This is a genomic window from Aeromonas sp. FDAARGOS 1417 (assembly GCF_019046985.1).
GTDB classification, from domain to species: domain Bacteria; phylum Pseudomonadota; class Gammaproteobacteria; order Enterobacterales; family Aeromonadaceae; genus Aeromonas; species Aeromonas veronii.
This window is the reverse complement of the sequence record NZ_CP077221.1, coordinates 4,450,730-4,464,080: the sequence shown is the minus strand read 5'-3', so window position 1 is coordinate 4,464,080 and position 13,351 is coordinate 4,450,730. Positions and strand designations below refer to the sequence as shown.

Here is a 13,351-nt window from a genome sequence, read left to right as displayed (position 1 = left end):
GTAGTCAAAACGATGGTTAAACCAGAGGTAGTAATCCATCATATGCCTTCCTGATTACCCATGATCCTAAGCTAACTTCAAGAGCCGACATGGCATCGGAGGGCTTGCCACGACTGCACGCCCCAATTCAACCAGCATACTCTTGAGGTCAAAACGATGATTAAACCGGAAGCAATATTCCGTAAGATGCCTTGGTAAAGGATTCGCTCCGAGCGTGTGGCAACTGCGCCGTAGCATTCACAAAATCATCCATGCCACCCGTGATAAAGGACATGCTCGTCGCTTGATGGCCATCTTGCTGTTACATGAAGGCCGCACGATCACTGATGTTCATCACCTTACCGGCGCGGCTCGCTCGACCATCGGCCGTTGGCTTCGGTGGTATCGGGATGAAGGTGTGGGTGCGTTAGAAGCCTTACCGGCTCGCCGTGCCCCAGTCTTACCTGTCGCCAAGATTGTCACCTTACTGGTGCTGCTCATGCAGTTTTCTCCGCAAGATTTTGGTTATCAGCTCAGCCGCTGGTGTACTGAGCTATTGGCCATCAAAATCAATCGGTTAACAGGCCTCAATATGGCAGCCTCCACGCTCCGCCGATGGTTACCTCGTATGGGCATTGTCTGGCGCAGGCCCGTGCCAACCTTGCGGATAAAAGACCAAGCCTATCAGGAGAAAATGGCGAATATCGACGCTGCGCTGGCCCACTGTGACGCCGATAATCCGGTGTTTTATGAAGATGAAGTCGATATAGACCTCAATCCCAAATTAGGGGCCGACTGGATGTTCAGAGCGCAGCAAAGCGGGTTGTCACACCGGGACAGAACGCCAAACATTACCTGGCTGGCGTCTCCATGCAGGCAACATTTACGTCCGCGGGATAAAGAAAAACTCATTGCTGTTTATCACCATGCTGGAAAAGCTGCGTCACCACTACCGACGAGAAAAAACCATCACGCAGATCCTTGATCACTACATCATTCACAAAAGCAAACAGACCGAGCGATGGTTGAAGAAGAACCCCAAGTTCAGCCTAGTATTCCAGCCAGTTTACAGTCCTTGGGTTAATCACATAAAACGGCTGTGGCACAACGTCACGCGCAATCATCAATGCAGAGGAATGGCCAGCCAGCTGGCCCGAGTGAAACACCTCATGGATACCGTGTCTCCTTTCCCAGGGAATGGCTATGGCACAGCGAAGGTGTAGCACTATTAGATCAGTTACTTAGCTCTTTCATCGCTTGCAGCAGCTTGCGCTTGAGAATCCACGCAGTGTCATATTTGACGCCCAGCTGGCGCTTTAACTCCATCGCTGACAAGCCTGTTTTGGTTTGTGACAACAGGTGCATTGCCAGAAACTACTTGGTCAGTGGAAGTTTGGTGTTTGCAAAAATTGTGCTTCCAGTCAATGACAGATGACGGCAGTGATTGCATTGCCATACATGTGCCCGCTTTTTCAGGCGACAACAGGTCTTGTTGGCACATTCAGGGCAGACAAAGCTGTAAGGATAACGCCAAGTGAACAGCCCGTTTTCGCACTGAGCCTCTGTGCCAGAGTCCCTGAAAAACTCAAACAGGCTGTAGCCTTGCTGGAATTGGACTTTGCTTTTGGCCATGATCTCGCACCTCGATAACTGTGCGTAAGGTCAGTATAGTTCGTGGTGACAGCTAATCATGGGTCCGTTATGTGGCGCGAAACAAGGCCAATGGCGGCTCGCTATACCGGCACCTGCGCCAAGGCCATAAAGGTTATCGCAAGGGCCGGAACAGTAAGCACAGCGTCATTCCCAATCCGGTGTCGATTGATGAACGGCCAGCGATAGTGGATGAGCTCACCCGGTTGGTGCAAGCCCCCCCCCCCGATCCAGCTCGGCACGGTTGCAAATATCGACTTGTTCGAAGGTATAACGATTGCTTTACGAGACATCTGCCAGGGATTCCAGATTGCCGGCATAGGTGAGTTTAGCGAGATTGATAACAGACTCCTGGGTCTCACGGATGATATGGCGCACCACAGCAGAGCCGATAAAGCCTGCACCACCGGTGCACTAAAATTTTCATAGAAAATATGCTCTTAAAACAGAGGTGAGGTTCTTTTGAGAACAATGTTGTTGCTCGGGGGAAATACGATGCAGGAACTCAAAGAGGTGCATAGATATTTTCAATCTAAGAGCCGCTAACAAAACCGTTCAACAAAACGCAGGCAAATAACCGCACACGCCAGCGTCAACAAGGCGAGATGGATATCCAGCTGTCGCTCGAAACGAATTCGTAGCTTCCCAAAGCTAGCTAGCCATGAGTGCGTTTTACAACCCAGCAATGACAACCCAATCGCGCATTGCTATCGATGCCTCGCCGGGCAATACGAACCTTGATACCCCGTCACCTCAGATAATCTCGGCAACGGTGAAAATCATACCCTTTCTCTGTGTGTAGCTTGTCAGGTCGACATCGTGGTCGCCCTCTCTTGCCTACTAACGCCAGAAGTGCATCCAACAAGGGCTCAAACATTATCGAGTCATGGCGATTGGCGCCTGAGACAAGCACTGCGAGCGGTATGCCCTGACGTTCCACCACTATGTGTCGTTTACTGCAAAGCTTGCCTCTGCCTGTCGGGTTACGTCCTGTTTCCTAGCCCCCCGGTGACTGGCTACGCTCGCACCATCGAGGCTTGCTCTACTCCAGTCGATGTGGCCAGCTTGATGTAGCTTGGTCAGCAGCGCCACGTGAAGTCGCTGCCAGATACCTTGAGCTTGCCAATCGCGTAGGCGACGCCAGCACGTCATTCCGCCGCCAAAACCCAGAGACTGGGGTAAGTCCTCCCACGGGATCCCGATAGTAAGGACAAACAGAAGACCGTTGAGAACGGCATAGTCATCGAGGCGTGGACGGCCACCCCATGTCGAAGGCTGTTGAGGTGGCAGAAGTGGCTGCGAGGACTTCCATAGCTGGTTACTGATGATTTTTCGTGTCATGCCGGCTATGTGGGGATTGGCATCGTTCGAATCAACTTGGTTTTGTTAGCAGCTCTAATACATATCACCGGATGGGCAGGGCGCTGATTATTTGAGCTTAAATCGACAAGGGGCATGGCTACCGCACTGAGTTGCAGCCCCCAGTTCGCTGATTTTAACCACATTGCTCAAGCTGTTGGTCATCATGTCCTCCAGCATTTAATTGTATTTTTGGCGCTATGCATCGCTAGACGCGATCACAGATTTATAGTGATATTGCACACCACACAGACCCGATTTGATGATGGATTCTATCTCGTATTCCCCCCATATGAACAGCAAAAACTATCTCGTTGGGGGTCAATTTGAAGCTGAACACGAGACCGATTACAGCCAGCTCGAGCGCCCTGCTACTTATTTCAACAATCTGTAAAACGAACCTCTCGGCAAGCCCATACAAAGTAGGGCAACCCATAGGGTTGCCCTGTTTGGTGGTCAACAAGACCAAACTAAGCGGGCTGTTTATTGCTTGCAGCTCAGATCTGCCTCACCGGCGTGCCATCAGTCACCTTTTGACTCAACTGCTGCAGCCATGCGCGACTCTTTACTCTTGTGGCTAGTGAAGTAACGCATCACCAACACGAAGAAGAGCGGTACGAAGAAGATGGCCAGCACGGTGGCGCTGATCATCCCCCCCATCACGCCGGTACCGATGGCGTTACGGCTGCTGGCGCCCGCGCCGGAGCTGATCACCAGCGGCAGCACCCCGAGGATAAAGGCGAGCGAGGTCATCAGGATCGGACGCAGGCGCAGGCGTGCCGCCTCCACCACCGCCTCACCCAAGCCCATCCCTTTGTCGTAGAGCTCTTTGGCAAATTCCACGATCAAAATCGCGTTCTTAGCCGACAGGCCTATGGTGGTGAGCAGGCCAACCTGGAAGTAGACGTCGTTCTCCAGCCCGCGCAGGGTAGCAGCCACAATTGCCCCCAGTACCCCGAGCGGCACCACCAGCATCACCGAGAACGGAATGCTCCAGCTCTCGTAGAGGGCCGCCAGACAGAGGAACACCACCAGCAAGGAGATGGCGTAGAGCGCAGGTGCCTGTGAACCGGCCTGACGCTCCTGGAAGGAGAGCCCGGTCCACTCGATGCCCACCCCTTCCGGCAGCTGTTTCACCATCTGCTCGATGGCGGCCATCGCATCACCGGTACTCTTGCCAGGCGCCGCCTCACCGACGATCTCCATCGCCGGCACGCCGTTGTAACGCTCCAGACGCGGCGAGCCGAAGCTCCACTCGGTGCTGGCAAAGGCGGAGAAGGGCACCATCTGACCGGCACTGTTGCGCACATACCAGAGTTTCAGGTCTTCCGGGTTCATCCGGAAGGGGGCATCCGCCTGCATGTAGACCTTCTTGATCCGGCCACGGTCGACGAAGTCATTGACGTAGGACGAGCCCCAGGCAGTGGCCAGGGTGTTGTTGATATCCGCGATGGATAGCCCCTGCGCCAGCGCCTTCTCGTAATCGATCTTGATATCGAGCTGCGGCGTATCTTCCATCCCGTTCGGACGCACCCGCACCAGAGTGGGATCCTGCGCCGCCATGCCAAGCAGCTGGTTACGCGCCGCCATCAGCTTGTCGTGACCGATACCGCCGCGATCCTGCAGGAAGAAGTCAAAACCGGTCGCCGTCCCCAGCTCCGGGATCGGAGGCAGGTTGAAGGCGAACACTTGCGCCTCCTTGATGCTGAAGAGATAGCCCATGGCGCGGCCGATAATGGCATTGGCGCTGCGATCCGGGCTCTTGCGCTCGCTCCAGTCCTTGAGCTTGATAAAGGCCATACCCGCGTTCTGGCCACTACCGGCGAAGCTGAAGCCGGATACGGTCAGTACGGAGTCAACGTTATCCTTCTCGTTTTTCAGGAAGTAGTCGCGCATGTCCGCCAGCACCACCTCGGTACGCTGCTTGGTGGCCCCCACCGGCAGTTGCACCATGGACATGATGACTCCCTGATCCTCTTCCGGCAGGAAGGAGGTGGGCATCCGCATAAAGAGCACTGCCAGTACCGCCAGCATGGCACCGTAGATCAGGCTGTAGCGCACGCCCTGTTTGATCACCTTGCGCACGCCGCTCTGATAGCGGTTGGTACCCGCATCAAAGGCGCGGTTGAACCAGCCAAAGAAGCCGCGCTTGGCACCAAACTCGCCATGTTTCATCGGCTTGAGCAGGGTGGCACAAAGCGCCGGGGTCAGGATCAACGCCACCAGCACCGACAGCACCATGGCCGAGACGATGGTCAGCGAGAACTGGCGATAGATGGCGCCGGTCGAGCCGCCGAAGAAGGCCATCGGCACGAACACGGCGGAGAGCACCAGGGCGATCCCCACCAGTGCGCCGGTGATCTGGGTCATCGACTTGCGGGTCGCTTCCAGCGGGGAGAGATCCTCCTCACTCATCAGCCGCTCCACGTTCTCCACCACCACGATGGCGTCATCCACCAGCAGGCCGATGGCCAGCACCATACCGAACATGGTGAGGGTATTGATGGAGAAGCCAAACGCCGCCATCACCCCGAAGGTACCGAGCAGCACCACAGGCACCGCAATGGTCGGGATCAGGGTGGCGCGGAAGTTCTGCAGGAACAGATACATGACGCAGAACACCAGGAAGATCGCCTCGATCAGGGTCTGCACCACCTCCTCGATGGAGATCTTCACAAACGGCGTGGTGTCGTAGGGGTAGACGATCTCCATGTTGGCCGGGAAGTAATCCGACAGCTCATTGAGCTTGGCACGCACCTTCTCGGCGGTATCCAACGCGTTGGCACCGGTCGCCAGCTTGATGGCAACCGCGGCGGTAGACTGGCCGTTGTAGAGCGCATCGGCGTCATAGCTTTCGCCCGCCAGCTCGACCCGGGCCACATCTTTCAGCCGTACCTTGGAGCCATCCTGATTCACCCGCAGCAGGATGTCGTTGAACTGCTCCACGGTAGAGAGACGGGTCTGCCCCATGATGGTGGCGGTGAACTGCTGATCTTCTACCGACGGGGTGCCGCCCAGCTTGCCGAAGGCCACCTGGGCGTTCTGCGCCTTGATGGCTGCCTGCACATCCCCCGGGGTCATCTGAACTCGGTTGAGTTTGTTGGGATCGAGCCACACCCGCATGGAATACTGGCTACCGAACAAGGTGATATCCCCTACCCCGTCCAGACGGCTCAGGGGCTCCTTGATGTTGGAGACCACATAGTCCGCCAGATCGTCGTTGTTCATCGAGCCATCGCTGGAGATGAACGCCGCGACCATCAGGAAGCTGCTGGAGGTCTTCTGTACCCGGATCCCCTGCTGCTGCACCTCTTGCGGCAGCAGCGACATCGCTTGCTGCAGCTTGTTCTGCACCTGCACTTGGGCAATATCGGGATCGGTCCCCGGCTGGAAAGTTAGGGTCACCGACACCCGCCCCGCGGAGTCAGACTGGGAGGACATGTAGAGCAGGTGATCCAGCCCGGTCATGTTCTGTTCGATGATCTGGGTTACCGAGTCTTCCACCGTTTTGGCGGATGCGCCCGGATAGCTGGCAGAAATACCGACCGCGGGCGGCGCAATGCTCGGATACTGGGCGACCGGCAATTTGATGATGGCCAGGCTACCCGCCAGCATGATCACCAGCGCGATCACCCAGGCAAAAATGGGTCTGTCTATAAAAAATCGAGCCATGAAGCGACTACTCCATCCTACTTGTTGACCGGGGTGTTGGACGCAGCTTGAGCAGACGCTGCATCAGCACCCTGCTCGGCGGGATTGACCACGGCGCCCGGTCGTACTTTCTGCAAGCCAGCCACGATCACCCGCTCGCCGGAGGTGAGCCCTGACTCCACCACCCAGTTGCTGCCGACGACACGGCTCAGCTGCACGTTGCGCAGCTCCACCTTGTTGTCAGCGGTTACCACCATCACGGTGGCGCCGCCGTTGGGGGTGCGAGTCACGGCAGTTTGCGGCACCAGCAGCCCTTGCGCCCGCTCCCCCTCTTGCAGGGTGGCGCGCATAAACATGCCGGGCAGCAGCAGCTGATGAGGGTTGGGCACAATCACCCGCAGGGTCACCATGCCGGAGGTCTCATCCACGGTCACATCGGAGAACTGCAGCGAGCCCTCTTCGCCATAAGTGGAGCCATCTTCCAGCTGGAAGGTCACCTTGGCCCCCTTCTGCTCGTCCTGGGTCAGCTTGCCCTCGGCGACCAGTCGCTTGAGGCGCAGCAGATCGGCGGTGGACTGACGCACATCCACATACATGGGATCGAGCTGCTGAATGGCGGTCAGGCTGTCAGCCTGCTGGGCGGTCACCAGCGCCCCCTCTGTCACCGCGGATTTACCGATGCGGCCGCTGATGGGTGCTGTGATGCGGGTGTAACCGAGATTGATCTCGGCAGTGCGCAAAGCCGCCTTGCTCGCCATGATCTCCGCTTTGGCCTGCTTCCAGCTGGCGTCGGCATCGTCATAGTCCTGACGGCTGATGGATTTGACCTTGAGCAGCTCCTGATAGCGCTGCGCCTTGAGGCGGGCACTCTGCTCGTTGGCCTCGGCCTTGGCCAGATTGGCCTTGGCACTGGCAACTGACGCTTGATAGACAGCCGGATCGATCTGATAGAGCAGATCGCCCGCCTTCACATCGCTTCCCTCGGTAAAGAGGCGCTTGAGGATGATGCCGCTCACCTGCGGACGCACTTCGGCCACCCGCAACGGGGCGCTGCGGCCGGTCAACTCGGTGGTCAACATCAGCGGACCGCTCTGCAGGGTCACCACGTTGACCGCCGCGGGGGGCATGTCGCCCTGTCCCTGGGGTGCGCCCCCCTTGTCACCACAACCTGCCAGCAAGCCTGTAGCCAGCAAGGCAAGACCAACTGAACGAGCAAGAATATGTTTATGCATGAAACACCTGAGCCTTTGCCAGTCAATGAACAATCAGGGCCGCATGGGCCCTGTTGGTAAATAGTCGAAAGATGAGGCAATATACATACATTCATAAATGTATGTAAGTGACTTTTTGCTTGCATGAGGCACAAATTTCGATGGCCAGACGAACCAAAGAAGAGGCGCAGCAAACCCGCTGCCACATCATGAGCACGGCGCTGGATCTGTTCTGCTCTCAGGGCCTGGCCAAGACCAGCCTGACCGACATCGCCAGGGCGGCAGACCTGACCCGCGGGGCCATCTATTGGCACTTCAAGAACAAGGATGAACTCTTCATTTCGCTCTGGCAGGAGCTCTGCAGCCCCCTTGCCCACCAGCTCGATGCCTGCCTCAATCCAGATGAGCCGGATCCGCTGGGGCAACTGCGCCTCTTCTTCGAAGGGGTACTCCACAGCTTCATTCACAATCCGGCCCAGCGGCAGATGTTCACCATACTGTTCAATCTCGAATCGCTGGAGGGGGAAGCCATCTCACTGCGCGAACATATCCGCAGCCAGTCCGCCAACTTCTTCCGAGACCTGGAGACCACCCTGGCCAATGCGGTACGGCGGGGCCAACTGCCCGCCAACCTCAACCTGCAGCGCGCCGCCACCCTGCTCCACTGCACCTTGGATGGCTACATCATCAACTGGCTCCACTTTCCGGGGCGGATAGACCTGCAGGGCGAATCCGCCTTCCTGATAGAGAGCATGTTCACCATGCTGGCCCAACCCCACGGGCCTGCCTGCGGCCGCTAACCGGCTCCGGCAACGTCATCACATCCAAATCGGGGCCTGACCGCGCGCTTTGGCAGTCAGGCCCCGATTTGTTACCCTGTGCGCCCCCTGCTTGAGGTAACCCCTGTGCCACACTCTGACGCCATCCCCGCTTCCTGGCCATTTAACGACCAGCACGCCCACGTTCGAGCTGCCTTTGTGGCACGCCTTAAACACGGTGCTCACCTGCTCAATGGTCAGTGCTGTACGGGGGAGGATATGTGCTGGCTGCGTGCAGAAGGGTATGTGGTCACCGCCTGTGAAGCGGTTCTGGCTGACGCCAAAGTCGCCTCACAGCAATCCGGGCAAGCAGTGCGGGTCTGCTCGCTGGCGAAGATGCACTCGGTGCTCCCTTACGATGGCATCTGGCTAAGCCGCCCACTTGATAGCGACGAAGCCACTCTTGTCCCCCTGTTGCAACAGCTGGCGACCCTGCTCAAAACGGGCGCACCGCTCTGTTTCCCCCTACAGCCAAGCGGCGAAATGAGTCACGACCAGCAGATCCCGCATCTTCAGCAAATCGTCACCTCATCCGGGGTAGCGCTGCAACTGGCGCCGATGGAAGCCGTATCAGCCAGCACCTCAGACTCCGCAAGTCAATATGCCAACCAGTACGTCATGTTGCTGCGCGGCGATCATCAGGCCACCTAACGGGCTAATTCATCACGAATTTTCCAGTTCAACGCCAAGCCGACAGCTAGTCGGCGATCTTGACCTTCGACAATATTTAACTCGGCGTTAACGCAGAAAAGGCAGACATAACACGGCTTACGTGTTAAAAAGTGTGATTAATATCAAATTTTAATAACAAAACAGACAATACAACCAACTCCGGATTTCCTTATGAAACTTGTCCTGAAACTCATTGCTGGCATCCTTGCCGGTCTCTTGCTCGGTCTCTACGCCCCTGAGTGGGTGGCGCGCGTGCTGTTTACGGCCAAGACAGTGATAGGTCAGCTGATCACCTTCACCATTCCGCTCATCATTCTGTTCTTTATCATGAGCGGCATCGCCAGCCTGCCGAAAAACTCCGGCAAGCTGCTGGGCAAAACCGTGGCCCTCTCCTACTGCTCCACCATTCTGGCGGGGCTGTTCGCCTTTACCGTGGCGAGCCACCTGATCCCTCAGTTCACCACCGCTGCCGAGCCCACCACGGCCACGGCTATCAAACTCGCCTCCTACGTCAATCTGGAGATCCCGCCGCTGTTTGGCGTGATGTCGGCACTGGCCGCCGCCTTCGTGTTCGGCATTGGCATCAGCGCCACCCAGGCCACCGATCTGCGCCGGGTCGCCGATCAGGGTCGTGACATCATCGACCGCCTGCTGGCCAAGGTGATCATCCCGCTGCTGCCGTTCTATATCGCGGGCGTCTTTGTCGAGATGACGGTAGAAGGCACCGTATTCGCTACCCTGAAAACTTTCGGCGTGGTGCTGGTGATGGCGATCCTGATGCACTGGATCTGGCTCTCCGTGCTGTTCGTGGGCACCGGTCTGGCCCTTGGCCGCTCACCGACCCAGCTCATCAAGAACATGCTGCCCGCCTACTTCACCGCGCTGGGGACCATGTCGAGCGCCGCCACCATTCCGGTCGCTCTGCAATCGAGCAAGAACAACGGCGTGAGCGACGGTATCGCCAACTTCACCGTGCCGCTGTGTGCCACCATTCACCTCTGTGGCTCCACCATTACCCTGGTCACCTGTGCCACCGCGGTGATGTTCCTCTCCGAGCATCTGGCCATTCCGGGTATCGAGACCATGCTCCCCTTCATCATGATGCTGGGGGTGATCATGATCGCCGCCCCGGGCGCCCCGGGTGGTGGCGTGATGTCGGCGCTGGGTCTGCTCACCTCCATGCTCGGCTTTGGTGAAGCCTCCATCGCCCTGATGATCGCACTCTATCTGGCGCAAGACAGCTTCGGCACCGCCTGCAACGTCACCGGTGACGGCGTGATTGCCCTGTGGGCGGATCGCTTCGCCAACGGTAGCGAGAGCGCAGCTCCAGTGGCCGAGGCCGAACAGGCGTAAGCTCGCCGGGATAGCCCGACCATCCTCTGCAAAACCGCAGGCCCGAACCTCTGTTCGGGCCTGCGTCGTTTCTGCCACCTTCACTGCTTTTGTACGTATTCCTCCTCCCCCTCTTTACCCCCCCTCTGCCGTAAACAGCACTGGCGCAGCTCTCTACACCCGACAAAATTATTGGCATATGCTACATATGAGCGTATAAATGGCTTATGCCAATTAGGAGCCACCATGCCAAGACCCAAGATTGCCCGCCAGATCTGTGGCCGCCCCGCCAACAGCTGCTTCAAACCCAACGGCCGCCCCATGCATCAGCTGGAACAGGTCACGCTGGCCCCTGATGAGTTCGAAGCACTGCGCCTCGTCGACCTTCAAGGAATGCAGCAGCAGGAGGCCGCCCTGGTGATGGGGGTCTCCCGCCAGACCCTGGCCAATATCCTGAAAAAAGGGCGCTATAAAGTGGTGGAGTGTCTGAGTCTGGGCAAGGCATTGATGATGCAACCCGCCGAGCCCGACCACCCAACCAGTGGAGAAGAGCCGACATGAATGCTGTCACAACCATGACCACCAACCCCAGCAACTGCGCCTTGATGCTGAGTCAGGGGTTGTTGGCTGGCCACTTTACCCGTGCCGAGCAGCTGCAAATTCTTAACCCCGAAGGGAACGTCATCGCCACCTTGCCTAATCCGGCCGCAGCCGAAGGCTGCCACGGCAAGCAAGCGCTGCTCGACGCCCTCGCCCATCATCAAGTGGGTCAGGTGGTGGTGCGCAATATCGGCGAGCGAATGCTGGGGCGCCTGCTGGCGGTCAATATCCGGGTGCTGCAGTGCCGCTCTGCCCGCCTGCCGCTGCCCGCGCTGCTGGCCCCCGCCAATCTGCAACCTCTAACCGAGGCCAGTCAGGGGCGTCCGTCTCGCCGTCATCAGAGCAAGGCGACTATCCGTGCCATCCAGCCCCTCGGCGCAGGCCACAGCCATGCGAATTGTCACGGTGGTTGTAACAGCAGCTCAGGTCACTGTTGCGCCAGTGGTGGCAATCAGGCAGATAGCCCACGGCAAGGCCATACTTGTTGTCAAGGCAGTGAGGGCGCAGGCCAACAGGGCGGTTGCTGCCATCATCACTGATGCCATCGCCGTGCATGTCATCACCATCAAGGAGAAGAGATCATGTCCATCTGGTTGTTGAGCCTGCTCGCCTCGTTCGTGCTGATCCTGGCCATGGGCACCATCATCTGGTGGCGCCAATACCAGCTTGCCCAGAAGCGGGAAGATAAAGAAGTGCGCCCCTGTGGCTGCTCCAGCGCTTGCGCGGATCACCTCTATCAAATCAGCGAGCCGACGCCCAAACAGTAACCTGAGCGCAAACGCCATAGCCGCAGATAGAAGGTCGGCAAACTAAAGGCGCATTTAATAGAAAGACGTATAAAAGAGAGGGGGCACCTGTTGGTGCCCCCTCTCTATATTTATTCCTCGTCATGCTTGATCCGCCGTATTGCCCCTTAAGCTCATCACACACGCTCAACCCGGCTCGGCGCCGCTGGCCGCCACGCTCGCAGAGCAGGCCGGATCCTGATACTGCTGATAGATGGCATAAAACTCGGCCTTGTTGTGCAGGGCTGCGGCGACACAGGCGGGATCAAACTGGCTGCCAGCATGCTCCTCCAGATAGGCAAACGCCGTCTCGAACGGCCATGCCTTCTTGTAGGGGCGCTCGCTGGTCAGGGCATCAAACACATCGGCCACCGTCACGATGCGGGCCGCCAGCGGGATCGCCTCCCCCGCCAGCCCCAGCGGATAGCCGGTGCCGTCGAAACGCTCGTGATGGCTGGCGATGATGTTGGTCAGCATGTCGGTGTGGTGAATGCCATCGAGACCAAACTCGTTGATCATCAGACTGATCATCTCCCGCCCTTTGCCTGGGTGGATCTTCATGATCTCGAACTCTTCCGGGGTCAGCTTGCCCGGCTTGAGCAAAATGGCATCCGGCACCGCGATCTTGCCGATGTCGTGCAGCTCGGAGAAGAGGTAGATAAACTCCACCTCCTCATCGCTCAGCCCGCAAGTCGGGGCCAGCGTCTTGGCAATCAGCCGGGAGTAGGCCGACATCCGGTGCAGATGGTTGGCGGTCTCCTCATCCCGATAGCGGCTGAACTCCCGCGCCGTGGTCAGCGCACCGCCAAGGGTCTGGATGGAGAAAAACTCAACCGCAATGATGGCCGACAGCGCCTGGGCATAGGCCGACAGCTCGCTGCGGATCGGCTCCTCGAAGTATCCCGGCTCCATAGCATCACAAAACAGAAAACCAAACAGCTTGCTGTTGAACAGCAGCGGCTCGGTATAGCTGGAGGCATAACCCGCCTCCAGCACCTTGCGGCTGTGCTCCGACGCAGAGCCACGCAGGGCATCGAGATTGCCGAGCACCCGGGGCTGCTTGTGCTCCGCCAGATAACTCAGGGAGGGAACATCGCTCAGCTTCACCTCATACTGCACCAGCGGCGAGGGCCCCTCGGTGCTGTGGGCAAAGGTCTTGAGCTGATCGGTATGCGGGTCATAAATCGCGATGGCCACCCGACTCAGCTTGTCAAAGCGCTGCCTGAGCGTGGCATGTACGCTCTGCATTTTTTCGCCAAATGAACTTTCCATCGCCTTCTCCAACGGGACCCCG

The 13,351-nt window shown here is 57.9% G+C and carries 9 protein-coding genes and 6 pseudogenes; 8 read left to right on the top strand and 7 right to left on the bottom strand.

Annotated elements, in window-relative coordinates; all coding sequences use genetic code 11:
• Positions 1-66: 66 nt before the first annotated feature.
• A pseudogene (locus tag I6L47_RS20790) lies at positions 67-234 on the bottom strand (IS1595 family transposase); the annotation flags it as partial.
• Here I6L47_RS20790 and I6L47_RS20785 point away from each other — a divergent pair.
• Positions 215-1,202 (top strand): annotated as a pseudogene (locus I6L47_RS20785) (IS630 family transposase). The pseudogenes I6L47_RS20790 and I6L47_RS20785 overlap by 20 nt on opposite strands.
• Before the next feature lie 22 nt (positions 1,203-1,224).
• Here the strand turns inward: I6L47_RS20785 and I6L47_RS20780 are convergent.
• Positions 1,225-1,611: pseudogene (locus I6L47_RS20780) on the bottom strand (transposase); the annotation flags it as partial.
• Between the two features lie 59 nt (positions 1,612-1,670).
• On the opposite strand from I6L47_RS20780, the pseudogene I6L47_RS20775 reads away from it, so the two are divergent.
• Positions 1,671-1,838 (top strand): annotated as a pseudogene (locus I6L47_RS20775) (IS30 family transposase); the annotation flags it as partial.
• A 76-nt stretch (positions 1,839-1,914) separates the two neighbouring features.
• Here I6L47_RS20775 and I6L47_RS20770 read toward each other — a convergent pair.
• The 4 genes and pseudogenes from I6L47_RS20770 to I6L47_RS20755 form a co-directional block, all read right to left on the bottom strand.
• Positions 1,915-2,022, bottom strand: a pseudogene (locus tag I6L47_RS20770) (dTDP-glucose 4,6-dehydratase); the annotation flags it as partial.
• 149 nt (positions 2,023-2,171) lie between these two features.
• Positions 2,172-2,970, bottom strand: a pseudogene (locus I6L47_RS20765) (IS5 family transposase).
• Between the two features lie 540 nt (positions 2,971-3,510).
• On the bottom strand, positions 3,511-6,660 hold the full coding sequence (locus I6L47_RS20760; RefSeq protein ID WP_043818675.1) for an efflux RND transporter permease subunit: 3,150 nt from the start codon (positions 6,658-6,660) through the stop codon (positions 3,511-3,513).
• A gap of 17 nt (positions 6,661-6,677) precedes the next feature.
• Positions 6,678-7,871: an efflux RND transporter periplasmic adaptor subunit gene (locus I6L47_RS20755; RefSeq protein WP_216948250.1), complete on the bottom strand. Its 1,194-nt coding sequence runs from the start codon at positions 7,869-7,871 to the stop codon at positions 6,678-6,680.
• Positions 7,872-8,011: 140 nt separating this feature from the next.
• On the opposite strand from I6L47_RS20755, the gene I6L47_RS20750 reads away from it, so the two are divergent.
• From I6L47_RS20750 to I6L47_RS20725, 6 genes are all read left to right on the top strand, one after another.
• Positions 8,012-8,650, top strand: coding sequence for a TetR family transcriptional regulator (locus I6L47_RS20750; RefSeq protein WP_040065945.1), 639 nt, complete (start codon positions 8,012-8,014; stop codon positions 8,648-8,650).
• Positions 8,651-8,755: 105 nt separating this feature from the next.
• Entirely contained in the window at positions 8,756-9,319 is a 564-nt protein-coding gene (locus tag I6L47_RS20745) for a hypothetical protein (RefSeq protein WP_216948249.1), read from the top strand.
• A 192-nt stretch (positions 9,320-9,511) separates the two neighbouring features.
• Positions 9,512-10,693 (top strand): dicarboxylate/amino acid:cation symporter, encoded by a 1,182-nt coding sequence (locus I6L47_RS20740; RefSeq protein WP_021231196.1) that lies wholly within the window; start codon positions 9,512-9,514, stop codon positions 10,691-10,693.
• 225 nt (positions 10,694-10,918) lie between these two features.
• On the top strand, positions 10,919-11,233 hold the full coding sequence (locus I6L47_RS20735) for a DUF134 domain-containing protein (protein WP_005338107.1): 315 nt from the start codon (positions 10,919-10,921) through the stop codon (positions 11,231-11,233).
• Positions 11,230-11,811 carry a NifB/NifX family molybdenum-iron cluster-binding protein gene (locus I6L47_RS20730; RefSeq protein ID WP_216948248.1) on the top strand — a complete coding sequence of 194 codons (582 nt, stop codon included), beginning with the start codon at positions 11,230-11,232 and terminating at the stop codon, positions 11,809-11,811. Before I6L47_RS20735 ends, I6L47_RS20730 begins: the two co-directional genes overlap by 4 nt.
• A gap of 42 nt (positions 11,812-11,853) precedes the next feature.
• Entirely contained in the window at positions 11,854-12,039 is a 186-nt protein-coding gene (locus I6L47_RS20725) for a hypothetical protein (protein ID WP_128836170.1), read from the top strand.
• Positions 12,040-12,204: 165 nt separating this feature from the next.
• Here I6L47_RS20725 and I6L47_RS20720 read toward each other — a convergent pair whose 3' ends face one another.
• Entirely contained in the window at positions 12,205-13,329 is a 1,125-nt protein-coding gene (locus tag I6L47_RS20720) for an HD-GYP domain-containing protein (RefSeq protein ID WP_021231198.1), read from the bottom strand.
• Positions 13,330-13,351: the final 22 nt, after the last annotated feature.